At 73.2% G+C, this 23,030-nt stretch carries 23 protein-coding genes; 11 read left to right on the top strand and 12 right to left on the bottom strand.

What is annotated here, in order from left to right; all coding sequences use genetic code 11:
- The first annotated feature begins 9 nt into the window (after positions 1–9).
- Genes HJG43_10250 through HJG43_10260 form a run of 3 tightly spaced genes read left to right on the top strand, consistent with a single transcriptional unit; the run spans position 10 to position 2,937 of the window.
- On the top strand, positions 10–1,737 hold the full coding sequence (locus HJG43_10250) for a carbon starvation protein A (protein UER54854.1): 1,728 nt from the start codon (positions 10–12) through the stop codon (positions 1,735–1,737).
- Positions 1,725–1,985 carry a hypothetical protein gene (locus HJG43_10255; GenBank protein ID UER54855.1) on the top strand — a complete coding sequence of 87 codons (261 nt, stop codon included), beginning with the start codon at positions 1,725–1,727 and terminating at the stop codon, positions 1,983–1,985. The genes HJG43_10250 and HJG43_10255 overlap by 13 nt, the downstream gene beginning before the upstream one ends.
- Positions 1,972–2,937, top strand: a complete 966-nt coding sequence (locus HJG43_10260) for an ArsA family ATPase (GenBank protein UER54856.1) — start codon at positions 1,972–1,974, stop codon at positions 2,935–2,937. The genes HJG43_10255 and HJG43_10260 overlap by 14 nt, the downstream gene beginning before the upstream one ends.
- Before the next feature lie 15 nt (positions 2,938–2,952).
- Here HJG43_10260 and HJG43_10265 read toward each other — a convergent pair whose 3' ends face one another.
- Positions 2,953–4,329: a glycosyltransferase family 2 protein gene (locus HJG43_10265; protein UER54857.1), complete on the bottom strand. Its 1,377-nt coding sequence runs from the start codon at positions 4,327–4,329 to the stop codon at positions 2,953–2,955.
- A gap of 53 nt (positions 4,330–4,382) precedes the next feature.
- On the opposite strand from HJG43_10265, the gene HJG43_10270 reads away from it, so the two are divergent.
- Positions 4,383–4,934: a GNAT family N-acetyltransferase gene (locus HJG43_10270; protein ID UER54858.1), complete on the top strand. Its 552-nt coding sequence runs from the start codon at positions 4,383–4,385 to the stop codon at positions 4,932–4,934.
- A gap of 10 nt (positions 4,935–4,944) precedes the next feature.
- On the opposite strand, the gene HJG43_10275 is transcribed toward HJG43_10270, so the two are convergent.
- The 4 genes from HJG43_10275 to HJG43_10290 all read right to left on the bottom strand — a co-directional run bounded on the left by HJG43_10275 (position 4,945) and on the right by HJG43_10290 (position 9,034).
- The gene (locus HJG43_10275; GenBank protein ID UER54859.1) at positions 4,945–5,331 is read right to left on the bottom strand and encodes a thioesterase; all 387 of its coding nucleotides are present in this window, start codon (positions 5,329–5,331) and stop codon (positions 4,945–4,947) included.
- 27 nt (positions 5,332–5,358) lie between these two features.
- Positions 5,359–6,432, bottom strand: coding sequence for a type IV pilus twitching motility protein PilT (locus HJG43_10280; GenBank protein ID UER55887.1), 1,074 nt, complete (start codon positions 6,430–6,432; stop codon positions 5,359–5,361).
- Between the two features lie 113 nt (positions 6,433–6,545).
- On the bottom strand, positions 6,546–7,850 hold the full coding sequence (locus HJG43_10285) for an HD domain-containing protein (GenBank protein UER54860.1): 1,305 nt from the start codon (positions 7,848–7,850) through the stop codon (positions 6,546–6,548).
- Positions 7,847–9,034, bottom strand: a complete 1,188-nt coding sequence (locus tag HJG43_10290) for an HD-GYP domain-containing protein (protein UER54861.1) — start codon at positions 9,032–9,034, stop codon at positions 7,847–7,849. Before HJG43_10290 ends, HJG43_10285 begins: the two co-directional genes overlap by 4 nt.
- Before the next feature lie 716 nt (positions 9,035–9,750).
- Between HJG43_10290 and HJG43_10295 the strand changes: the two genes are divergently transcribed.
- On the top strand, positions 9,751–10,413 hold the full coding sequence (locus HJG43_10295) for a hypothetical protein (protein UER54862.1): 663 nt from the start codon (positions 9,751–9,753) through the stop codon (positions 10,411–10,413).
- A gap of 151 nt (positions 10,414–10,564) precedes the next feature.
- On the opposite strand, the gene rsrA is transcribed toward HJG43_10295, so the two are convergent.
- The 4 genes from rsrA to HJG43_10315 form a co-directional block, all read right to left on the bottom strand.
- A complete protein-coding gene (gene rsrA, locus HJG43_10300) occupies positions 10,565–10,825 on the bottom strand; it encodes a mycothiol system anti-sigma-R factor (protein ID UER54863.1) in 261 nt (86 codons plus the stop codon).
- Positions 10,822–11,442: a sigma-70 family RNA polymerase sigma factor gene (locus tag HJG43_10305; GenBank protein UER54864.1), complete on the bottom strand. Its 621-nt coding sequence runs from the start codon at positions 11,440–11,442 to the stop codon at positions 10,822–10,824. The genes rsrA and HJG43_10305 overlap by 4 nt, the downstream gene beginning before the upstream one ends.
- Positions 11,443–11,567: 125 nt before the next feature.
- A complete protein-coding gene (locus tag HJG43_10310) occupies positions 11,568–12,230 on the bottom strand; it encodes a hypothetical protein (GenBank protein UER54865.1) in 663 nt (220 codons plus the stop codon).
- A complete protein-coding gene (locus HJG43_10315; protein UER54866.1) occupies positions 12,205–13,008 on the bottom strand; it encodes an SOS response-associated peptidase in 804 nt (267 codons plus the stop codon). The genes HJG43_10310 and HJG43_10315 overlap by 26 nt, the downstream gene beginning before the upstream one ends.
- Before the next feature lie 72 nt (positions 13,009–13,080).
- On the opposite strand from HJG43_10315, the gene HJG43_10320 reads away from it, so the two are divergent.
- The 6 genes from HJG43_10320 (at position 13,081) to HJG43_10345 (ending at position 18,741) form a co-directional block, all read left to right on the top strand.
- Positions 13,081–13,626: a DoxX family membrane protein gene (locus HJG43_10320; GenBank protein ID UER54867.1), complete on the top strand. Its 546-nt coding sequence runs from the start codon at positions 13,081–13,083 to the stop codon at positions 13,624–13,626.
- 90 nt (positions 13,627–13,716) lie between these two features.
- The gene (gene aroA, locus HJG43_10325) at positions 13,717–15,021 is read left to right on the top strand and encodes a 3-phosphoshikimate 1-carboxyvinyltransferase (GenBank protein ID UER54868.1); all 1,305 of its coding nucleotides are present in this window, start codon (positions 13,717–13,719) and stop codon (positions 15,019–15,021) included.
- Complete coding sequence (rsgA, locus tag HJG43_10330; GenBank protein ID UER54869.1) at positions 15,018–16,049, top strand: ribosome small subunit-dependent GTPase A; 1,032 nt, start codon at positions 15,018–15,020, stop codon at positions 16,047–16,049. The genes aroA and rsgA overlap by 4 nt, the downstream gene beginning before the upstream one ends.
- A complete protein-coding gene (locus HJG43_10335; protein UER54870.1) occupies positions 16,046–16,744 on the top strand; it encodes a CPBP family intramembrane metalloprotease in 699 nt (232 codons plus the stop codon). Before rsgA ends, HJG43_10335 begins: the two co-directional genes overlap by 4 nt.
- 1 nt (position 16,745) lies before the next feature.
- On the top strand, positions 16,746–17,588 hold the full coding sequence (gene hisN / locus HJG43_10340) for a histidinol-phosphatase (GenBank protein ID UER54871.1): 843 nt from the start codon (positions 16,746–16,748) through the stop codon (positions 17,586–17,588).
- Between the two features lie 817 nt (positions 17,589–18,405).
- On the top strand, positions 18,406–18,741 hold the full coding sequence (locus HJG43_10345) for a LuxR family transcriptional regulator (GenBank protein ID UER54872.1): 336 nt from the start codon (positions 18,406–18,408) through the stop codon (positions 18,739–18,741).
- A gap of 38 nt (positions 18,742–18,779) precedes the next feature.
- Here HJG43_10345 and HJG43_10350 read toward each other — a convergent pair whose 3' ends face one another.
- The 3 genes from HJG43_10350 to HJG43_10360 all read right to left on the bottom strand — a co-directional run bounded on the left by HJG43_10350 (position 18,780) and on the right by HJG43_10360 (position 22,758).
- A complete protein-coding gene (locus HJG43_10350; protein UER54873.1) occupies positions 18,780–21,935 on the bottom strand; it encodes a beta-phosphoglucomutase family hydrolase in 3,156 nt (1,051 codons plus the stop codon).
- Between the two features lie 149 nt (positions 21,936–22,084).
- Complete coding sequence (locus HJG43_10355; protein UER54874.1) at positions 22,085–22,522, bottom strand: type II toxin-antitoxin system VapC family toxin; 438 nt, start codon at positions 22,520–22,522, stop codon at positions 22,085–22,087.
- The gene (locus tag HJG43_10360; protein ID UER54875.1) at positions 22,519–22,758 is read right to left on the bottom strand and encodes a type II toxin-antitoxin system VapB family antitoxin; all 240 of its coding nucleotides are present in this window, start codon (positions 22,756–22,758) and stop codon (positions 22,519–22,521) included. The genes HJG43_10355 and HJG43_10360 overlap by 4 nt, the downstream gene beginning before the upstream one ends.
- Positions 22,759–23,030 lie beyond the last annotated feature (272 nt).

The following is a 23,030-nucleotide window of genomic DNA, read 5'->3' on the forward strand; positions in this document are numbered from 1 at the left end:
AGGACTCCGATGCCCGCCATCGTCGTCGCTGTCGCCGTCCTGGCCATTTTCCTCGTCGGCTACCGCTACTACTCGGCGTACCTGGCCCGGCGCGTCTTCGGCCTCGACCCCGCGTTCGTGACGCCCGCGCACGAGCTGCGTGACGGCGTGGACTTCGTGCCGACGAACAAGCACGTGCTGTTCGGGCACCACTTCACCTCGGTCGCCGGCGCGGCACCCATCGTCGGACCGGCCATCGCGGTGTTCTGGGGCTGGGGTCCGGCGCTGGCGTGGATCGTGCTGGGGACCGTCTTCGCCGCCGGCGTCCACGACTTCGGGTCCATCGTCGTCTCGGTCCGCCACAAGGCCCGCAGCATCGGCACTCTCGCCGGCGACGTGATCAACAGGCGGGCGCGCATCCTGTTCCTGCTGATCATCTTCTTCCTGCTGACGCTGGTGAACGCCGTGTTCGCCGTCGTCATCGGCAACCTGTTCGTCGCCAACCCCGGAGCGGTGCTGCCGGTGATCCTGTCGATCCCGTTCGCGATCGGCATCGGGCAGTACATCTACCGGACCCGCAGCTCGGCGCTGGTGCCCTCGCTCGTCGGGGTGGCGATCCTGTACTTCTTCATCTGGGTCGGCGAGCAGGTGCCGCTGGACATCACCCCGCTGGCGACGGACCTCGGCTTCGACCGGCCGCGCGACCTGTGGGTCATCATCCTGTTCGTCTACACCTTCTTCGCCAGCCGGCTGCCGGTGTGGGTGCTCCTGCAGCCGCGGGACTACATCAACTCCCACCAGCTGTTCATCGCGCTCGGGGTCATCCTGCTGGGCATGCTCGTCGGGATGGACCGGATCGTCGCCCCGGTGCTCAACGACGTCCCCGAGGGCTCACCACCGATCTTCCCGTTCCTGTTCATCACCATCGCCTGCGGGGCGATCTCCGGCTTCCACTCCCTCGTGGCGAGCGGGACGACGGCCAAGCAGCTCGACAAGGACACCGACGCCCGCTACGTCGGGTACGTCGGCGCGGCCGGTGAGGGCAGCCTCGCGATGGGATCGGTCCTCGCCGTCTCCGCCGGCCTCGCCGCCACCCAGGTGGAGTGGGAGGCCTTCTACGTCGACTTCGCCACCGCCTCGGGCGGGGCGACCAACAACTTCGTCCAGGGCGTGGCGAACTTCGCCAACAACCTCGCGGTCCCGCTGGACGTCGCCGCCGTCTTCGCCGCGGTGGTCGTCATCAGCTTCGCCGCGACGACGATGGACACCGGCGTCCGTCTCCAGCGGTACGTCATCCAGGAGATCTCCGAGTCCGCCGGGTTCCGGCCGCTGGCCCGCAACCTCACGCTCGCGTCCCTGGTGGCAGTCATCGTGCCGCTGGTGATGGCGCTGCTGCCCGGTGGCGGCGAGGCCGGCTACACCTTCGGGGTGCTGTGGCAGCTGTTCGGGACCACGAACCAGCTCACCGCCGGGCTCGCTCTGGCGGTCATCGCGGTGTGGGTGACCCGCAGCGGGCGGCCGAGCCTGCCCGTGCTCGTGCCGCTGGTCTTCCTGCTGGTGATGACGTCGTGGGCGCTGGTCGTGAACCTCAGGAACTTCATCGAGGAGGGCCAGTGGGTGCTCGCCCCGCTGGACGCGATCATCTTCGTCCTGGCGATCTGGCTCATCGTCGAGGCGGCGATCGCGCTGCGCTCGGCCCGTCGGCATGACACCACCGAGCCGTCGGAGCCGGTCTCGGACCGACCGTGGACCGGCTGACGCGGGCCTGGCGTCGCCTCGAGGCCGCTCATGACGCGGTCTTCGTGGCCCGGTGGCGCACGGAGCTGCGGCGAGAGGCGCGTCGCGAGGAGGAGGAGCTGCTCGGCGTCCTGCTGCTCGAGGCGATGGGGGCCCAGAGCCCGGTGTCGTACTACGCCCTCGAGGTGTACCCGTGGCTGCTGACCCGCACCCACCAGCTGCACGTCTCCCGGGGCATCGACCGGCTGTCCGGCAGTGCCTGCTGCTGAGGCGCTCACCGGCGTCCGGGTGCACCTCGTCGGCGGCAAGGGCGGGGTCGGCAAGACGACGGTGGCCGCGGCCCTCGCCAGGCTGCTCGCCAGCCACGGCCACCGGACCCTCCTCGTGTCGACCGACCCCGCCCACTCGACGTCCGACCTGCTGGGGGTGCACCCCCGGCGCGACCCGGTCCCGGCCGGACACCGGTGGTCGGTGCTGGAGATCGACGCCGAGCAGGTGGCCCGCGAGCACGTGGCGCGAATCGCCGAGGACGCCCGCGACGTCGTCCCGGCAGCGGTGATGCCCGCGCTACGGCGGCACCTGGACGCGGCGCTGGCCAGCCCCGGCACCCAGGAGAGCGCGCTGCTCGACCGGCTGTCCGACGTCCTGCTCGACGCGGTGGCCGCGGGCACCTGGGACCGGGTCGTCGTAGACACCGCTCCGACCGGGCACACGCTGCGGCTGCTCACCCTGCCGGACCTGCTGTCCGGCTGGGTGGACGGCCTGCTGCGCACCCGCGAATCGTTCCTGCGGACCGACTCCCTGGCCCGCGCCCTGGCCCGGGAGGACGCCGAACCGGCTCCGGACCCGGTCGCCACCCGGTTGCGGGCGCGACGCGACCGGCTCACCGCCGTGCGTGATCTGCTGCGGCACGAGTCCGCCGTCCACCTGGTCGTCGTGCCCGAACGACTCGCCGTGCTGGAGACCGCACGAGCACGGGACGCCCTGCGAGCAGGCGGCTTGCCGCTGGGCCTGCTCGTCGTCAACCGGGTGCTGCCGAGCGGCAGCGCGGACCCGTTCCTCGCGGCGCAGGTCCGCGGTCAGCGCGCGTGGCTGGACCGGATCGACGCCGACCTCGGCGAGATGCCGCAGGTGCTGCTGCCGCACCTGCCCGAGGAGCCGGGGCCGCAGTCGCTCGACGTCCTGGGGGCGGTGCTGGCCGACGCGCTCGGCCGAGAGTAAGGAGGGGACAGACCGCTACTTCCAGCGCCTCCTGCTGCCCACGAGCTCCTGGAGGTAGCCGTACACGGCCACCGGCGACATCACCATCTGGTAGACCACGACGTAGGCGACGAAGCCGACGGCGTTGCGGCGCACCCGCAGGCCCAGCCGACCGAAGACGTGCCGGCGTTGGAACCGGTAGAGGATGACGTTGACCAGCAGGGTCAGCGGTAGGACGAACAGGGTCCAGGGGCCGACGACCCAGTAGTAGCCGGCCAGAGCGAGCACCAGCCCCGGCATCCAGATCAGCGTGTACCCGAGGTCGAGAGCCGGGATGACGAGGTCGAGCCCCGTCATCAGCCGGGTCATGGGCGTGTGCTGACGCCACGGCGGCACTGCACGCAGCCCTTCGAGCATCCCGCGGGCCCACCGCGCCCGTTGCCGGGCGAGGTGCCGAAGGCTCACGGGCACGTCGGTGAAGGCGACTGCGAGGGGTTCGAAGTACACCCGGCCGCGCTGTGCCAAGAGGTGCCAGGTGATGACGATGTCCTCCCCGATGGCGTCGGGCCACCCACCCACCGCCCGGACCGCATCGGCCCGGTACAGGCTGAAGGCGCCCTGGGCCACGAGGGTCCCCTGGTACAGGCCCTGCATCCGCTTGACCGAGGCGATGCCGAGGAAGTAGTCCCACTCCTGCATCCGGGCCCAGAACCCGTCCCGGCTGTTGCGGACGAGGATCGACCCGGCGACGGCGACGACGTCGTCCGGGGCGGACTCCAGGCGCGCCACCAGGCTCCGCAGCGCACTGGGGTGCAGCAGGGTGTCGGCGTCGAGCGTGACGACGAGGCCGGTGGTCACCCGGTCCAGAGCGGCGTTGAGCGCGTGACTCTTGCCCGGGACCGGGGCGTCCACGACGACGAGACGGACGCCGAGGTCCTGAGCAGCCTGAGCGGCGACCTCGGCGGTGCCGTCCGCGGAGCCGTTGTCCGCCAGTACCACCGTCACCGGCCCGGCGTAGTCCTGGTTCGCCAGGTAGCGCAGCGTCGTCCCGATGCCGGCAACCTCGTTGCGCGCCGCGATGACGACGGTCACTGGGGTCGTCGGGGAGGTCACCCGCAGGGACGGCTGCCGGTCCAGCACCAGGCTGGCGGCGAGGAACGCGACCACGCCGCCCGGGAGGTACGCCACCAGCGTGATGACGAGGACGGCGATGACAGGGTGAGTGAGGTCGGCGAGGTCGCGGAGCCAGGGCAGTGACAGCCACACGGAGCCGGCCATCCACAGCACGGACCAGGCGAGGGCGATGGTGAACTTCACCTGGACGCTGAGGTACCGCCCGCTCCGCCGACGCGCCGCGGGCGGATCACGCAGCGGCGTGAGCAGCGACGGAACGCTCCCGGGCTCCACGGTCATCCATCGGCACGTGCGAACCGGCACTCAAGAGGCAATTGGGCGCGTACGGCACGATGACGGCCGTGGACGACGCGACGGTGACGGGCCGGGTCCGGGTACGGCCGGCCGAGGACGACGAGCTGGACGCGGCCGGGGCGGTGGTCGTCGCCGCCTACCAGGCTGACGGGCTCGGCGGGGACCGGGACTACCTCGAGGACGTCGGGAACGCGAGGAAGCGGGCCGCCCACGGGACGGTCCTCGTGGCGCTGGACGGCGGCGAGGTGGTGGGCAGCGTGACGTACGCCCGGCACGGGTCGCCGCTGGCGGAGGTCTGCGCACCGGGGGAGGCGGAGTTCCGGATGCTCGGCGTCCACCCGGACGCGCGCGGCCGTGGCGTCGGCCAGGCGCTGGTGCAGGCGTGCATCGACGGGGCCCGTGCGGACGGCGCCCGCCGGCTCGTGCTGTCGACCGAGCCGCACTCGCACGCGGCCCACCGCATCTACCGCCGCCTGGGGTTCCGGCGCGAGCCGGCTCTCGACTGGACCCCGGTGCCGGGCGTGGACCTGCTCGTCCTCGCCCTGCCGCTCACGGGTGACGCAGCCCAGGACGGCGGGGGCTCGTCATAGCGGTCCGGCGTCAGCCCTGCGCGGGTCCCCGGACCCGGGCGAGAAAGCGGTCGGCGTCGACGACGACGCGGGTCACCTCGCCGACCGCGAGCAGGCCCTGCTCGTCGTCCTCGGCGCGGACGGCGAACCGCACGAGCCGGCCGTCGACGGCGACGACCTCGGCCGTGACCGTCACCCGGGACCCGACCGCGCTGGGCCGCAGGTGCTCCAGGCTGACGCGGGTGCCGACGCTCGTCCGACCGGCCGCGACGGCGTCCGGCACCGCGGCACAGGTGACGGCCTCGCACCACGCGAGCAGCCGCGGCGTCCCGAGAACCGGCAGGTCACCGCTGCCCAGTGCGGCGGCGGTGTCCTCGTCGGTGACGGTGAAGGTCCGGGTGACGGGGTCGCTGCTCACCGACCGCAGGCTACGTCAGGGGTCCGCTCAGGTGACCAGACCGAGCCGGCGCAGCTCGACCATGAGGTCGTGCGGGTGGCTCGAGGCGGCCATCGCGTCCTCGAGGGTGACCAGGCCGTCGCGCACGTAGGTGACGAGGTGCTGGTCGAACGTCTGCATCCCGTAGAACCCGCCGTCGGCGATGAGGTCGGAGATCGTGCTCGTCTTCTCCGGGTCCGCGACGGCGTCGGCGATCCGCCCGGTGCCCACGCAGACCTCCATGACGACGCACCGCCCCTGCCCGTCGGCACGCGGGACGAGCCGCTGGCACAGGATGCCGCGCAGGGACCCGGCCAGGGACAGCCGCACCTGCATCTGCTCGTGCGGGGGGAAGAAGTCGATGATGCGGTTGATCGTCTCCTGCGCGTCCGTCGTGTGCAGGGTCGACATGACGAAGTGCCCGGTCTCGGCGGCGGTGAGTGCGGCCCGGACGGTCTCGGCGTCCCGCATCTCCCCGACGAGGATGACGTCCGGGTCCTGCCGCATCGCGGCACGCAGCGCGGTGGCGAAGTCGGAGGTGTCGATCCGCAGCTCCCGCTGGTTGATCATGGCGAGCTCGTCGCTGTGCAGCACCTCGATCGGGTCCTCGATCGTGACGATGTGCACCTCGCGCTGGGTGTTGATGGCGTTGACCATCCCGGCCAGCGTCGTCGTCTTGCCGGAGCCGGTCGGCCCGGTGACGAGGACGAGACCGCGCGGCTCGAGGGCGAGCGTCCCGACGGCGGGCGGCACCCCGAGGTCCTCCAGCGGGATGGCGCCGAAGGTCACCCGGCGGAACACCAGACCGGCGGACCCGCGCTGACGGAACGCGTTGACGCGGAAGCGTCCGACGCCGGGCATGGAGTAGGCGAAGTCGGCCTCGTTCGTGGCCGCGAACTCCTCGATCAGGTCGGGACGCAGCACCTCGGCCACCATGTGCTCGGTGTCCGCGGGGGTCAGCTCCGGGGCCTGCAGCTTGCGCAGCCGGCCGTCGATGCGGATCCGCGGCGGGGAGCCGACCTTGCAGTGCAGGTCGGAGCCGGCCAGCTCGACGAGGGCGAGCAGGTAGTCGACGACGGACAGCGGCGGGCGGTCGCCGTTCTGGGCGGGCTGCACCTCACTGACGCTCACCCCAGCAGTGTCGGTGCGTTCCGGCGCCGACTTGAGCGGACGCCGTCTGGCCGTCGAACCTCGGCTCAGCTGCGGGCGAGGACTCGGGACAGGGCGGCGACCACCCGGGGGTCGTAGTCGTGCGCGAGGCCGAGGTGGATGCGCTCGAGCGCCACGGTGCGGGCGGCCTCGCCGCCGGACTCGCCGACGAGGTCGTCGTAGGCGTTGGCGACTCGGATGATCCTGCTGGCCAGCGGCACCTCGGCGTCCCCGGAGAGCCGGTCGGACGGCGTCCGGTAGGGGCGGTGCTGTCGGGCGACGGCGACGGCGACGGCCTCCGGGACGCCGGTGCTGGCGACGATACCGGCGCCCAGCTCGGCGATCGTCTGCTGCTGCGCGGGGGACGCCATCACGGTCGCGCCACCGGGGATGGGGTCGGTCAGGGAGAGCTGGCCGATGTCGTGCAGGAGCGCCGCGTACTCCAGGTCGAGCAGCTCGGACTCGCCGAGCCCGAGGTCGCGGCCGATCGCGACGGCCAGTGCGCTGACCCGCTGGGAGTGCCGGGTCTCGGTGTACCCGCCGATCTCGGTGAGCCGGGACAGCGAGCGGATCGTCTGCAGGTAGGTCCGCCGCACCATGGCGTACCGGCGGAAGGCGAACTGCGTGATCAGCAGCGGGACGGCGAACACCGGCAGGGCCAGCAGGTCCATCGGGCGGGCCGCCAGGGCGACGAGGACGCCGGTGGCGGAGATGGCCGCGCTGATCCCGGCCGCGGCGCGCACCTCGTCGACCAGCACGGGCCGCAGCGGGGCGTGCTGGCGGGCGGCCCGGACCGCGGCGGCGACGACCGAGTCGACGGCTGCGGCGAGCAGCGCGACGGCGATCATCACCAGGGCGGCGAGCCAGCGGTGGTCCTCCCAGTCGGTGACGTGCTCGACGAGCGGGCGTCCGGCCACCGGCACGGACCGGAAGAGCACCGCGGCGATCGCCACGGTGAGCACCCGCCGGGCCAGCACGTCCGCGCGCGGCGCGCGGCCGGCCAGGGCGTGCGGCATGACGCCGACGAGGACGCCGACGGCGGTGACCGCGACGACCGCCCCTGCACCGAAGGTCAACGGCTCGTCACCGAGCTCGGGCACGAGGGCCAGCGCGAGCGCCATCGCCGCACCGATCGGCGCCGCGTCGCGGTCTCCCGGCAGGTTGAGACGCAGCAGCTCACCGGCCGCGATGAGGACGGCGAAGGCGCCGAGCAGGACGACGGGACCGAGCTCCCCGCGGCTCCACGACACCGCGGCGGACACGGTGGCCACGACGGTGACGAGCGCGGCGATCCCGGTGACGACGCCGGCCGGTGTCGTCCCCGGGACGGCGGGCCCGGCCCGCCCGGTCACGACGTCCCCAGGTCGGCGCCGTCCGGCAGCGGACGTGCGCCCCGGTGGAAGGAGGGGGCGTCGGGATCGTCGTGGTCGAACCCACCGGCGTCCGCGGCGCCGGCGACCACCTCGGCGGCCGGTGCGCGGGTCGGCTCCCACGGCTCGTGCTCGAGCGCGGCGACGAGCGCGTCGACGAACCGGGGCTCGAACTGCGTGCCCTTGCCGGCCTCGAGCTCCACCAGCGCCTCGTCGACCTCCCGGGCGCGGCGGTAGGAGCGGGTCGAGGTCATGGAGTCGAACGCGTCGGCGACGGCGATGATGCGCGCCAGCTCGGGGATGTCGTCACCCGACAGCCCCATCGGGTAGCCCTTGCCGTCCAGCCGCTCGTGGTGGTGCAGGATCCCGGAGTAGGCGTCCTCGAGGAACTCGATACCGCGCACCATCTCCAGACCGCGGACCGGGTGCAGCGCGATGGCGGCGAACTCCTCGTCGGTGAGCCTGCCGCTCTTGCGCAGCACCCGGGTCGGGACGCCGATCTTGCCGACGTCGTGCAGCATCCCGGCGAAGCGCACCATCTCGACCCGGTCCGTCGCCAGGCCGACCTGGCGGGCGATGAGGACGCTGGCGTGCGAGACCCGCTCGTTGTGGCCGCGGGTGTAGAGGTCCTTGGCCTCGACCGCGCCGACCAGGGCGAGCACCGTCCGCTCGTACGCCTCCTGCTCGGCGGCGTACTGGGCCCAGGCCCAGCGGGCGACGTAGAGCGGGGCGAGGACGAGGACGGCCGAGAGCGGTCCGATGCCGGCGCCGTCCCAGAGCACGGCGAGCAGGACGCCGAACATGGCGTACCCGAGGTAGGGAGCGGCCCCGGGCCGTACCGTCCCCCAGAAGGCCTGCCAGAACGGAACGCCCTTGTGGAAGTGCACGATGCCAATAACGAAGGCTGCGTTGACTACGCACATCACCGCGGCGGCCAAAGCCATCGGCAGCACGTTGCCCCAGACGAACTCCAGCCCACTCAGCTGCGCGATGTCGAAGGACCCACCGGCGAGACGGTACGTGACGGCGGCAGCCAGGGTGGCGAGCCCGAACTGGGCGGCGTTGAAGGCTCGAACAACCGGGCTCCAGCCGTTGATCTGGATGACGGCGGCCAGCGTCGCGACGAGCACGGCGCCCCAGACTCCAAGCAGCGGAATCGCAGCCAAATAGACGATGAAAACCGCAGAAATGCTTTGGGTAGTGTGGGCAGAGATCCGTAGTGAATGACCGAAAACACTCAGTACTGCCAACCCCACGAAGGGTACCCACCGGAGGTCCTGCCACGGTTGGTCGACGAGGCCCACCGCGAGGAGGTAGCCGACGTCCAGCACGACGAGGAGGGCGATGAACGCCCTCGCAGCGCGCGGCAAGTCAAGCACGAGTCCCTCCGGTCAGAGCGGGCAACCGGGGTCGACAGCTCGTCGAGGGTCAGCGACCCTCCCAGGCCCAAACCGCCTCCGCGGAGAGCATGCGCTCCACCGCAGCCACGATGATCTTCATCTCGACATCACATCCTTCACGTGATGTCACGGACACCGCTGGTCGTCCGCGCGCGCTCCGCTCCGCTCGGTGGGATACGCGTTCGAGGGTGAAGACAACTGGCCATGCAGGACTGCTGAGCTGTCGGCCCCGCTTGCTCGCTCTGGAGTTGTGGCTCGGCGTCGCGGGAGTGCTGTGGTCCCTGTGACCAGCGTGACGCCCAGGTACAGTGAAGTGATCGCCAGCCACCACGTCAAGCGAACAGTCCCTGACGTAGCGTGACTCACCCGTTCGCCGTACCGCCGAAACGGTCACGGGGTGACAATCGGTTGACGTCCCGCGATCCGGGCCCATTCTGCCCTACCCTCCGCGACGACGCGACCAACGACCGCTGGAGCCCGCCGTGCCCGCCCTACGCCTGCTGCCCGACCTCGAGGACGCCCTCTGCCAGCTGTCCGACGTCCGTGCGGTGAGCGTCGTCACCGACCCGGACGCCCGCCCCCAGGAGATCCACGTCCTGGCCAACCCGGGCAAGCCCGCCAAGCAGCTCGTCCGCGATGTCCAATCCGTCGCCCTGGCCCAGTTCGACCTCGACCTGGACCACCGCATCGTGTCCGTCGTCCAGATCGGCGACCGGGACGCGACGCACGAGGAGGACTCCGCCGCCGAGGCGACGACGGACCGGCCGGACCACGCGCGCGTGGTCGTGACGAGCATCGCCACCCGCACCGCCGGCGGCCAGTACGAGGTGGAGGTGACGCTGGGCGCCGGGGACGACGCGTTCACCGGCTCCGCGCTCGGACCGCTCTCGCCCTCTCACCGGCCACGCATCGTGGCCTCGGCGACGCTGGCGGCCCTCCGCGAGCTGCTCGGCATGCGCTGCGAGCTGGAGACCGCGGACCTGGTCCGCACCGCCACCCGGGAGGTCGCACTTGTCGTTCTCGTCCTCGGTGTCCCGCGGGTGGGCGAGCAGGTGCTGACGGGCTCCGCGCCCGTGCGCGGGGACCACCCGGACGCCGTGGCCCGGGCCGTGCTCGACGCCCTCAACCGGACCCTCGCCGGCTGAGCCGCCCCTGCCGGTGTGGGACGATGCCGGCACGCAGACCACCGTCACCTCGAGGAGGACCGGGATGAGCAAGCGAGCCCGTAAGCGCCGCGCACGCAAGAACAGCGCTGCCAACCACGGCAACCGCCCCAACGCCTGACGGCGTCCGGGCTCAGTCCAGCTGGACGCGGACCTCGGTGATCCGGGCCATGATCCGGGTCCGCAGGCTGTCCGGGGCTGGCTCCTGACAGGACCGGCGCACGAGCGCCTTCAACGCCACCTCGAGGTCGAACTGCCGCAGGCACGGGGCGCACTCGTCGAGGTGCTGGCGGATGCGGACGAGGTCGTGGTGGGTGAGCTCGTCGTCCAGGTACTCGTAGACCCGGTCGAGGACGTCACGACAGTCCGTCTCGTGCGGACGACCACAGCTCACGAGTCCTCCCCCGATCCTGACGTGGGCACCAGCCCACGCTCCCGGGCGTAGTCCTCCAGCATCGCCCGCAGCTGGCGACGTCCGCGGTGCAGCCGCGACATCACCGTGCCGATGGGCGTGCCCATGATCTCGGCGATCTCCTTGTAGGCGAAGCCCTCGACGTCCGCGAGGTACACCGCCATGCGGAAGTCCTCGGGCAGGGCCTGCAGAGCGTCCTTGACGTCGGAGTCGGGCAGCCGGTCGAGTGCCTCGGCCTCCGCCGAGCGCAGACCGGTCGAGGTGTGCGACTCGGCGCGGGCGAGCTGCCAGTCCTCGATCTCCTCCGCCTGCGACTGCTGCGGCTGCCGCTGCTTCTTGCGGTAGGAGTTGATGTACGTGTTGGTGAGGATCCGGTACAACCAGGCCTTGAGGTTCGTCCCGGGCCGGTACTGGTGGAACGACCCGAAGGCCTTGGTGTACGCCTCCTGGACGAGGTCCTCGGCGTCCGCCGGGTTACGGGTCATCCGCAGCGCCGCGGAGTACAGCTGGTCGAGGTACTGCAGCGCCTCGTCCTCGAAGCGGGCAGCGCGCTGCTCGGAGGTCTCCTCCTGAGGGGCGCGCGTCGTCTCCTCGCTCATCGCCGCTGAGCCTAGTGCTGCGCCTGAGCCGTCCGCGAACCGCGACGGGGCGACCCCGCCGGCAAGCACGGCGTCAAGGTTGACCAGCACGGGCGTGACCTCCGGACGGGGACGGGGCAGCGTTCTCACCCGGTGCGAACACCACCGCGACCGGGTGTGTTCCGCAGCCGCTGGAGCCAGGCGACGACGGCGCCGGCCACGGCGTCCGGGTCGGCTGCCAGGGCGTGGTTCCCGTCGACGGCGACGACCTCCACCTCGGCGCGGCCGTGGGGTGCCGCCGCCCGGACGTCGTCCGGGCTGCCGAAGGGGTCCCGGCGGCCCTGGACGACGAGGACCGGCCGGTCGTCCGGAAGCTCACCGGCCCGGCTTCGGTCGGGACGTCCCGGCGGGTGCAGGGGGAACGCCAGGCAGCACACCCCCACCGCGTCGAGGTCCGCGGCCGTCCGGCAGGCGACCCGCGCCCCGGCGCTGCGGCCGCCGACGACGAGCGGCCCGCGAGCGGGCAGGGCCCGCAGCACCTCGGTCCACGCGGCGTCGAGCCGGGCGGGTGCGGTGGCCACCCGGCGGCCGGCCACCTTCCACGGCTGGACGACGAGGGCCACCTCCCAGCCTGCGGCCACCGCCGCGTCCCGGACGGCGAGCAGGTCCGGGGCGTCGACCCCGCCGCCCGCCCCGTGACCGAGGACGAGCCGCCCGACCGGGCGTCCGGCAGGCTCGCTCAGCCGGACCCGCGCCGGGCCCTGCGAGGTCGGGACCTCGACCTCAGAAGAGCGCGGTGTCCTGGCCACCGAGCAGCTCCCCCGTCGCCGGGTCGACGACCCCGACCAGCTCCTCGACCGGCGCCGGCTGGGTCAGCTCCGGGCCGTTGTTGCGCACGTTGTTCACCCGCGGACTGACCGGGACGGCGGTGAACCGACCCGGTGGCACCGGCGCGAGCAGCCCGCGGACGTCGTCCGGGTCGGTGACCGCCGGGTCGAGCCAGGCCTCCCACCTCTCCCGGGGCAGGACGAACGGCATCCGGTCGTGGATCCGGTCGAGACCGGGCTCGGCGTCCGTCGTGACGATGGCGTACGTGGCCAGCCAGGCCGCCGGGTCGTCGGCGTCCCGGCCGGGGTCCCGCCACAGCTCGTACACCCCGGCGAAGGCGAGACCCTCGTCGTCGGCGGGGCGGATGTAGAAGGGCTGCTTGCGCGGCCGGCCCCGCCCGTCGGTGACGACCGGGCTGGCCTGCCACTCGTACCAGCCGTCCGCCGGCACCAGGCACCGGCGCACCGCGGCGGCGCGCCGGTAGGCCGGTTTGTCGAGCAGCGACTCGGCCCGGGCGTTGATCATCCGGTTTCCCACGGTGCGGTCGCTGGCCCAGGACGGGACGAGCCCCCAGGTGAGCAGCCGCAGCCGGCGGGCGTCGTCCCGCTCGAGGACGACGGGGTTCGCCGTGGTCGGCGCGACGTTCCAGTCGGGGCCGTCGCGGCCGGGAGCGGCCGGCGGGTCCAGCTCGACCGTGTGCACCTCGAACTCCTCGGCGAGCTCGTCGGGGTGCCGGCTCGCCGCGTACCTGCCGCACATGGCACCCAGCCTGCCAGCAGCGCAGCCCCGGTGGTCTCGCGCCACGGGCCGTTCTGCGGTAGGACAAGGCACATGACGCTCGTCCGCCGCATCGCCCGTCCGCTGCTGTCCGCCGTCTTCATCGCCACCGGCCTGGACCAGGCCCGGCACCCCGCCGCCAAGGCGGATGCCGCGCGCCCGCTCGTGCACCGGGTCGCCGGACCGCTGCGCCTGCCCGACGACCCGGAGACGCTCGTGCGGGCCAACGGCGCGGCGATGGCCGGGGCGGGCGCGCTGCTCGCCCTCAACCGCCTCCCCCGGGTGTCCTCGGCCGTGCTGGCCGCGACGCTCGTCCCGACGACGTACGTCGAGCACCCGTTCTGGACGGTGCGTGACCCGGAGGAGAAGCGCCGGCAGCGGACCCACTTCCTCAAGAACCTCGGGCTGCTCGGCGGCGTGCTGCTGGCCACCGTCGACACCGAGGGCCGTCCGGGCCTGGCGTGGCGGACCCGGCACGCGACGAAGGACGCCAGGCGCACCGCCCGGCACGCCGGCCGCGAGGCGCGGACCGTGGCGCGGCAGGCTCGCCGGGAGGCTGAGCGGGCGGCGCGGCGTGCCGGCAGCGCCGTCGGGGTCTGAGGCGTCGGGGTCCGAGACGTCAGGGTCCGAGGCGTCAGGGTCCGAGAGCGAGCGTTCCGTGCACCGCACCGGGTCGTAGGCTCGCCACCTATGAGCCTGCCGCTGTGGCCGGCGCCGACCCCGGACCGGCCCGTCGACGCGACCGTCACCCTGCCCGGCTCCAAGTCGCTGACCAACCGCTACCTCGTGATCGCCGCCCTGGCCGCTCAGCCGTCCCGGCTCCGGGCGCCGCTGCGCTCCCGCGACACCCTGCTCATGGCCGGTGCCCTGCGGGCCCTCGGCGCCGGCATCGAGGACGTCCCGGGAGCGTCCCCGTTCGGTGAGGACTGGCTCGTCACGCCGGCCCCCCTGCACGGCGGCTCCGTCGACTGCGGTCTCGCCGGCACGGTCATGCGCTTCCTGCCCCCGGTCGCGGCCCTCGCCGCCGGCGACGTCCGGTTCGACGGGGACCCCCGCGCCCGCGAGCGGCCGATGTCAGCGGTCCTCGAGGCCCTGCGCGCTCTCGGCGTCCGGGTCAGCGACGACGGCCGGGGGGGTCTGCCGTTCACCGTTCACGGCACCGGCACCGTGACCGGCGGCGAGGTCGCCATCGACGCCACGGACTCCAGCCAGTTCGTCTCCGGGCTGCTGCTGGCCGCGGCCCGTTTCGAGCGGGGCCTCACCGTTCGGCACACCGGCGCGCCGATCCCGAGCCGGCCGCACGTGTCGATGACCGTCGAGGCGCTGCGCGACGTCGGCGTCGTCGTCGACGACCTCGAGCCGGACACCTGGCGGGTCGAGCCCGGGGAGATCGGCGGACTGGACGTCCAGGTCGAACCGGACCTGTCCAACGCCACCGCCTTCCTGGCCGCCGCGGCCGTCACCGGGGGTCGCGTCACCGTCCCGGGCTGGCCGCAGTGGACGACGCAGGCCGGCGACGCGATCCGGGACCTGCTCGACTCGATGGGAGCCGAGGTGACCCTCGAGCGGGACGGCCTCACCGTGCGGGGCACCGGCGAGCTGTACGGGGTGGACGCCGACCTGCACGACGCCGGAGAGCTCACCCCCACGGTGGCCGCGCTCGCCGCCCTCGCCGACACCCCCTCCCGGCTGTCCGGCGTCGCGCACCTTCGCGGCCACGAGACCGACCGGCTCGCGGCGCTGGCCCGGGAGATCACCGGCCTGGGAGGCGACGTCACCGAGACCGCCGACGGTCTGGTCGTCCGCCCCGCCCCGCTGCACGCGGGGGTGTTCCACACCTACGGCGACCACCGGCTGGCCACCGCCGGCGCGGTGATCGGCCTGCGGGTGCCCGGAGTCCAGGTCGAGGACGTCGGCACCACGGCGAAGACCCTGCCGGACTTCCCCGGCATGTGGTCGCGGATGCTCCAGCCCGCCCGGGAGGCCACCGGGTGACCTCCCGGTCGACGCGACGCCTGGACGAGAGCGACGTCCGGATCCGCCCCAACCCCAGAGGGTCTCGACCCCGGACGAAGGACCGGCCACGGCACGAGGACGCCGTCACCGGCCGGGTCCTCACCGTCGACCGGGGCCGGTACACCACGCTCGTCGACGAGGACGGCCCCACCGAGCGGGTCGTCGTCGCGATGCGGGCGCGGGAGATCCAGCGCACCGGCATCGTCGTCGGCGACCGGGTCGGAGTCGTCGGCGACGTCAGCGGGACGACGGACGCCCTCGCCAGGATCGTCCGGGTCGAGCCACGGGCCACCGTGCTGCGCCGGACCGCCGACGACAGCGACCCGGTCGAACGGGTCGTCGTCGCCAACGCCGACCAGCTGGTCGTCGTCACCGCGGTCGCCGACCCCGCGCCCCGGCACCGGATGGTCGATCGCGCGCTCGTCGCTGCGTACGACGCGGGCATCACGCCGCTGCTGTGCCTCACCAAGGCCGACCTCGCCGACCCCGCCCCGTTCCTGGCCGCCTACCGCGACCTCGACCTGACCACGCTCGTGACCCGCCGTCGTCCGGACGGCTCCATCGACGGGGTGGAGGACGTCCGCGCCCGGCTGGCCGGGCACGAGACCGTGCTGCTCGGCCACTCCGGGGTCGGCAAGTCCACGCTCGTCAACGCCCTCGTCCCGGACGCCGACCGGGCCACCGGCAGCGTCAACGCCGTCACCGGACGGGGACGGCACACCTCGTCCTCGGCGGTCGCGCTGCGGCTGCCCGGCCGGTCCGGCTGGGTGACCGACACCCCGGGCATCCGCTCGTTCGGGCTCGCGCACGTGCAGCCGCAGCACCTGCTGCGCGCCTTCGAGGACCTCGAGCCCGGCAGCGCCGGCTGCCCCCGCGGCTGCAGCCACGACGAGCCGGACTGCGCCCTGGACGCGTGGGTCGAGGCGGGCAACGCCGGACCGCACGGCCGGGCCCGGCTGGACTCGCTGCGCCGGCTGCTGCGCAGCCGCACCGAGGCGGACGGGTGACCCGGGGGGACGCGGTCACCGCGGCCGCCGTCACCCTCGGTCTCGCCGCCTGGAACAACGGGCTCGGCGCGACGGACTGGCACTCCCGCCGCTACGTCCCGGCGAACAGCGCGGCCGCCGCGGGCCTACTGGTCCTGGCACGGGCCCGAGGGATCACCCCCGCCGAGCTCGGCACCGAGCTCGCGCGCGTCCCCGCCGGGCTGCGCCTCGGCGGAACCCTGGCCGCAGTGGTCGCCGGCGGCATCGCCGCCGCGGTCGCCGTCCCGGGGCTGCGCCGGCTGCTGGCCGACGAGCGGATCACCGAGCTGTCCGGTCGCGAGGTCGCGCACCACGTCGCGCTGCGGGTCCCCGTGGGGACGGCGCTGTGGGAGGAGATCGCGTTCCGCGCCGTCCTGCCCGCGGTCCTCGGCCGGCTGCTGCCTCGGCGGCGCGCCGAGCAGGCCGCGGCGGTCGTGTTCGGTCTGTGGCACGTGCGGCCGGCGCTCGAGGCGGCCCGCGCCGACGGCGTCCGGGCGCCCCGGCGGCTCGCCGGGTCGACCGCGGCGGCCGTGGTGAGCACGTCGTTGGCCGGCTGGTTCCTCACCGCGCTGCACCGGCGCAGCGGCAGCGTCACCGCACCCCTCGTCGTCCACGCCGCGTCGAACGCCCTCGGCACGCTCGCCGTGGCGGCAGCGGACCGGCTGGCGCACCGGTAGCGTGCACGGGGTGAACCGAGGCTACGACGACGACCTGCGGCTGGCCCACGTCATCGCCGACTCCGTCGACGGCCTGACGATGGAGCGCTTCCGCGCCCAGGACCTGCGGGTGGAGGCCAAGCCGGACCTCAGCCCGGTCACCGACGCCGACCGCGGCGCCGAGCAGCTGGTGCGGGCCCAGCTCGGGCGCACCCGGCCTCGGGACGCGGTCATCGGTGAGGAGTACGCACCGACCGGACACGGCCCGCGGCAGTGGGTCGTCGACCCGATCGACGGCACGAAGAGCTTCGTCCGCGGCGTGCCGGTGTGGGCCACGCTCATCGCCCTCGTCGACGACGGGGAGCCGGTGCTCGGCGTGGTGTCGGCTCCCGCGCTCAACCGCCGCTGGTGGGCCGCGGTCGGCTCCGGGGCGTGGAGCGGGCCACGGCTGTCCTCGGCCACCCGGCTGCGGGTCTCCGACGTCCGGCGGCTCCCCGACGCCTCACTGTCGTACTCGAGCCTCGCCGGCTGGGAGGAGCGCGGGTCGCTGCCGCAGTTCCTCGACCTCACCCGTCGGTGCTGGCGCACCCGCGCCTACGGCGACTTCTGGTCGTACGCGCTGCTCGCCGAGGGCGCGGTCGACATCGCCTGCGAACCCCAGCTCGAGGTGCACGACATGGCGGCGCTCGTCCCCGTCGTCACCGAGGCGGGCGGCCGGTTCACCTCGCTGGACGGCGTCCCCGGTCCCTTCGGCGGCAGCGCCCTGGCCACGAACGGGCACCTGCACGACGACGTCCTCAGGGTGCTCCACCAGGACAGCACGGACGGCGCGAGCAGGATCGCCCACAGGTCGAACCAGCCGTAGCCGCCGGCGGCCCCGCTCGGCGGGTTGCCCTGGGTGACGACCCCCAGGACCGGGTCCCGCTCGGCCCACTGCCAGGTGCCCCACGCCGTCCCGACCAGCTCCAGCCAGCTGACGACGACGAACGCCCCCACGTAGAGCGTCCGGGAGCGGCCCCAGGCGAGGAAGCCGAGCAGGCAGGCGAACCAGAACGCGCCCAGGGCGTCGTGCCGCTCGGCCAGCGTCACGCCGTGCACCGCCCAGGCCCCGCCGACGACGACCGTCGCCGCGACGAGCGGGCGGGACCACTGCTGGAACAGCTCGCTGCGGCCGAGCGCCAGCGCGGCGAGGTAGACGAGCCCGTGCCCGGGCGGCACGTACGCGGGCACGGTCTCCAGCCGGTACGTGTACGCCTCGAGCAGCGGGGAGAACGTGTACTCGACCATCGTGGCGAGCACGACGACCACACCGGTCTGGGCCCGCACGAGCGGGGTCTCGCGACGGAGCAGAGCGATCAGCACCCCCCAGGTGAGGACGCCGAGCGCCACCTGCTCGAGCATCGGCCCGGAGCGGTCCAGCCACAGGACTACGCCGATCCAGGCCATCACCCCGGCGGCCAGGAGCAGGTCCCGGCGGCTGCGCCGGACCAGGTCACGGACGGTCACGGCCGCCACCCTCCCCCACCCCCTCGTGATCATGCAATCCCGCCACCCTGTCGTGGTGGCGGGATTGCATGATCACGGCGGGGTTGGAGTTGGAGTGCTAGGTTCGCCCCAGTTCTTGTCGCCGTGTTGTGCCTCGGCAGCCGGACGCCGCGGCGCGGGTGGGAGAGGGTGGGCTGATGGACCACGTCGACCTGGGAGCCGTCGCCCGCGAGCAGGCCGAGGCCGCGGTCACCGCCGGCAGCGGCCGGGCCGCCGTCACCGTCTTCGGCGGCCAGGCGAACACCCTGCGCCAGACCGTCATCGCACTGCGCGCCGGCGCCGCTCTCGACGACCACGAGAACCCCGGCGAGGCGACGCTGCACGTGCTGTCCGGCCGGGTGCGGCTCGTCGGCGCGCAGACCGGCGACGCCGCCGAGGGGCAGACCGGGACCTTGCTCGTCGTCCCGGAGGAACGCCACCGGGTAGAGGCGGTCGAGGACTCCGTCATCCTGCTGACCGTCGGGAAGCACTAACCGGACGTCTACCCGACACGTCGAGCATCCCCAGCACCTCATGCATGGCGGGCTCCGTGGCCCCGATCTGACACGGCGAGCCTCCGCGACCCGACTCTGACCTGGACCTGCGGGTTGGCGGCACACGGGTCCGCGGACACCTGTACGTGTTCCTGGGAGATGTCCACCCGGAACCGCTGGCCCCGGTGCACGAGCGTGAAGCTCACCGCCTCCAGCCCGTCGGGTAGCCGCGGGTCGAACGTCACGGCGGCGTCTTGCAGCTGCACCCCGGCGAACGACCGGGTGACGATGTCGATCGTCCCTGCCATCGCCCCGAGGTGGATGCCCTCGCTCGTCGTCCCGCCCTGGGTGTCGTCCAGGTCGGCGGTCAGCGCGTCGCGGAACGTCGTCCACGCGCGTGCCGGGTCCATCCGGGCCAGCACCGAGGCGTGGACGACGCGGCTCAGGGTGGAGCCGTGCGCGGTGCGGGCCAGGTAGTGGTCGACGGTGCGGGCCAGCAGGTCCGGCGAGGGCTGGTAGCCCAGCCGCTGCAGCATCTCCTCCAGGCCGTCCGGCCCGAGCAGGTACACGAGCATGAGGACGTCGGCCTGCTTGGCGAGCTGGTAGCGGTTGGTCGTGTCGCCCTCGGCCTCCAGGATGAGGTCCAGCCGTCCGATGTTGCCGTAGGTGGTGCGGTAGCGGTCCCAGTCGAGCTCCTCCAGCGTCTCGTACCCGGCGAACTGGCTGATCACGCCGTCGTGGAAGGGCACGGCGAGGCGCCGGCTCAGGTGACCCCAGCGCTCGGGCTCCTCGACGGTGATCCGCAGGCGGGCGTGCAGCTCGTCGCAGTCGTGGCCGGCGGTCACGGCCAGGACGTCGCGGGCCCGCCGGCAGACCCAGGCGGCCAGCACGTTCGTGTACGCGTTGTCCCGCAGTCCTTCTCCCGGCGCGTCGGGGTAGCCGTCGTGGTACTCGTCGGGGCCCATCACGCCCTCGATGTGGAACCGGTCCTGGTCCGGGTCGTATGTCGCCATGCTGGCGAACAGCCGGGCGACCTCGATGATCAGGTCGGCGCCCCGGTGAGCCAGCCAGGCGACGTCCCCGGTGGCCTGGTAGTACTGCCAGGCGTTGTACGCGACGGCCAGCCCGACGTGGCGCTGCCGGTGGGAGTTGTCCGGCATCCAGCGTCCGGACCGCAGGTTGTACAGCTGCCGCGGGGTCTCCTCGCGGCCGTCGCTGCCGCTCTGCCACGGGAACAGCGCCCCCGCGAACCCCGCGTCGGCTGCGGCCCGGCGTGCCGTGTCGAGCCGCCGGTAGCGGTAGTCCAGCAGCGCCCGGCCGACCCAGGGCAGGTGCGGGGTCACGACCGGCAGCACGAACAGCTCGTCCCAGAAGACGTGGCCCCGGTAGCCCTCGCCGTGCAGGCCGCGGGCCGGTACCCCGGCGTCGACGTCGGCGGTGTGCGGCGACACCGACTGCAGCAGGTGGAAGACGTGCAGGTTCAGCACGAGCTGCGTCTGGCGGTCGGCGTCCAGCTCGATCCCGAACCGCTGCCACAGCCGCGCCCAGGCGCTCTCGTGGTCAGGGAGCAGGTCTGCGAATGCCCCGGGCGGACACGACACGTCGCCCACTGCCGCCAGCCCGGGTGAGGCAATCGCCCGGTCCCGGGAGGTGTACACCGCCACGGTCTTCTCGACCGTGACCGGCTCACCGTCCCGCAGCGGCAGGCCGAACTCGTGGCCCGGCCGCTGCCCTGACCTCCAGGTCGGAACCGGAACCGCGCCGGCGACCGTCGTCCGGACGGCGGTTGCGATGCGCACCTGGCTCTGCGTCGTCTCCACCTCGACGAGGAACGTCTCGTCCCCGCACTCCTGCGCCTGGACCAACCGCAGGTGGCGGTCCGCCAGGGCCCGGTACTCCGCCACGTTGCGGTTGCGGACGGCGGTGTCGACGCCGGACGCCACAGTCAGCCGGCCGCTCCAGCCATCGGCCACCAGGGTGGTCTGCAGGCAGGCCACGTGAGGGCGGGCCATGGAGACCAGGCGACGCTGCGTCAGCCTCAGCCGGCGCCCCGCTCGGTCGGTCAGGACCGCGCGTCTCGTCAGCACGCCGCGGCGCAGGTCCAGCTCGCGGCGCTCCCGGCTCACGTTCAGACCGCCCTCGGACCACCACGGACCGGCGTCGGTGCGCAGGTCCAGGTGCAGCCAGTTCGGCGCGTTGACCAGGTGCTCGTCCTCCACCTGCCGCCCGTGCACCGTGGACGTCACGCGGTTGTACACCCCGGCGAGGTACGTGCCCGGGTAGTGCACGCCGTCGGCGGAGTGCTCCGGCGCCGCCCCCCGGGTGCCCAGGTACCCGTTGCCCAGAGCGGTCAGCGCCTCCCGGTGCCCCTCGTGCGCCGGGTCGAAGCCCTCGTAGACGAGCACCCACGGGTCGGTTCGCAGCGCACCCAGGTCGAGCTGGGAGACGTCCTCGACGACGACGTCCGCCCCGGCACGCTCCAGCTGCTCCCGGTTACCGGACCGGGCCACGCCCACCACGAGCCCGAAGCCGCCACGACGCGCGGCCTCGACGCCCGACGTGGCGTCCTCCACGACGGCGGTCCTGGCCGCCGGCACCCCGAGCCGGCGAGCCGCCTCCACGAACGTGGCCGGGTCGGGCTTGCCGGGCAGCCCCTCGTCCGCCGCGACCTGACCGTCCACGACAACGTCGAACATCCCGGCCAGGTCCGCTGCCGCGAGCAGCGCCGCGGCGTTGCGGCTGGCCGTGACCAGGGCGACCGGCACACCGCCGGCGCGCAGTCGGCGCAGCAGGGCCACCGTGCCGCCGAACACCCGCACCCCGTGCCGGCCGAGCAGCTCCAGGTACATCTCGTTCTTGCGGGCCGCCAGGCCGTGCACGGTCCACTCCGACGGCCCGTCCCCGGGCGTCCCGAGCGGGACCTCGATCCCGCGGGACGCCAGGAAGGCCACCACGCCGTCCTCCCGGGACCGTCCGTCGACATAACGGCGATAGTCCACGTCCGGGTCGAAAGGTTCCCCGGCGGCGCCCACGCGGGGATCGGCCAGGACACCGTCGAACAACTGCTTCCACGCCTGCGCGTGCACCCTCGCGGTGTCCGTGACGACGCCGTCCATGTCGAAGATCACCGCGTCCTGCGGCGGAACGGCTCCGGTCGGCGCCACCCCGGCCGGCTCCGCTGAGCGACGCAGCATCTCCACAGCGACCTCTCCATCTGGTGCGGCGACACTAGTGCTGGTGACTTCCCCACAGGTGCGACGGGCTCGTTAGTGGTAGCCGTCCCTGCCGCCGTGTCGCACAGATGCGCGGAGACTGCACGATGAGGTGCTGGCAGCGCTCGCTGCTACGACTCGACCTGGAACGGGTGCCGCCACCGTAGACCGGGAAAGCGCGCGAAGTCGCGATCCGTGGTGATCCACTCGCTGCCCGACTCGATCGCCAGCGCCGCGAGGTAGGCGTCAGGCACGAGATTGCCTGTGGCGCCTGACCGTCGACACAGGTCGACGAAGATCTCCCAGTGCCGTGGGCCAGGGGCGACGAGAACGCAGTTCGGTCGTGCGCGAAGCCTGCCGAGCTCGTCCAGCGCATGATCCAGGGGCGTCGGTGGCTGGAAGACGCGGGGATGGGTGAGGACCCGTACGGCGCTTCTGAGCACCATCTCGGCAAGTCCGAACGCGAGAGGCGTGGAGACTGCCTCCTCCAACCACCGCCGGTAGCGATCGTGCTGAGGAGCGTCGGCGCGCAGCGCGAGTACGAGCACGTTGACGTCGAAGAGGATCACGCGTCCTCGTCCATGAGGTCGAGGAGAGCCGCCGAGTCGTTCAAGTCGACACCCGGGCACAGGCCCGACCCCGCGAAAGGCCGCACCTGGTACGGCTCGACCGGCGCAGCCGCGCGACGTGACAGGGCCTCACGCAGCGCGTCCTCGACGACCGACGTGAGAGTGCGGCCCGATCGCGCCGCCTCCTCCTTGGCCTGCCGCATGAGCTGGTCATCAAGGTTCAGAGTCGTGCGCATGCAGAAAAGCATACTCCTCAGGCATCGATGTGCTCACTAGGGCGCACTCGGCCCACCGCTACGGCTGGCGGTGCGGCGGCTGCGGCTCCTGGTTCGCAGTCGCGGCCGTGGTGATGGGCTGGATCGGTGCCGTCCTGTGGTGAATCAGCCGGCCTTGGAACGGCGGTCGCGTGGTCGTACTGGAGGTGGAGGCACCGGGCGGCCGGAGCGCTCCCCGTGGCGCTGCAGGTGGACGACACGCACGAGCGACCGGCAGCGACCTCGGCTCGTGG

The sequence above is a fragment of the Kineosporiaceae bacterium SCSIO 59966 genome (assembly GCA_020881835.1).
In the GTDB taxonomy this organism is placed as follows: Bacteria; Actinomycetota; Actinomycetes; order Actinomycetales; family SCSIO-59966; genus SCSIO-59966.

Coding starts and splice junctions, on each gene's coding strand:
- HJG43_10250 (UER54854.1), top strand. CDS start 10: ATGCCCGCCATCGTCGTCGCTGTCGCCGTCCTGGCCATTTTCCTCGTC.
- HJG43_10265 (UER54857.1), bottom strand. CDS start 4,329: ATGACCGTGGAGCCCGGGAGCGTTCCGTCGCTGCTCACGCCGCTGCGT.
- HJG43_10270 (UER54858.1), top strand. CDS start 4,383: ATGACGGCCGTGGACGACGCGACGGTGACGGGCCGGGTCCGGGTACGG.
- HJG43_10305 (UER54864.1), bottom strand. CDS start 11,442: ATGAGCGAGGAGACGACGCGCGCCCCTCAGGAGGAGACCTCCGAGCAG.
- HJG43_10315 (UER54866.1), bottom strand. CDS start 13,008: ATGTGCGGCAGGTACGCGGCGAGCCGGCACCCCGACGAGCTCGCCGAG.
- HJG43_10320 (UER54867.1), top strand. CDS start 13,081: ATGACGCTCGTCCGCCGCATCGCCCGTCCGCTGCTGTCCGCCGTCTTC.
- aroA (UER54868.1), top strand. CDS start 13,717: ATGAGCCTGCCGCTGTGGCCGGCGCCGACCCCGGACCGGCCCGTCGAC.
- HJG43_10345 (UER54872.1), top strand. CDS start 18,406: ATGGACCACGTCGACCTGGGAGCCGTCGCCCGCGAGCAGGCCGAGGCC.
- HJG43_10350 (UER54873.1), bottom strand. CDS start 21,935: ATGCTGCGTCGCTCAGCGGAGCCGGCCGGGGTGGCGCCGACCGGAGCC.
- HJG43_10360 (UER54875.1), bottom strand. CDS start 22,758: ATGCGCACGACTCTGAACCTTGATGACCAGCTCATGCGGCAGGCCAAG.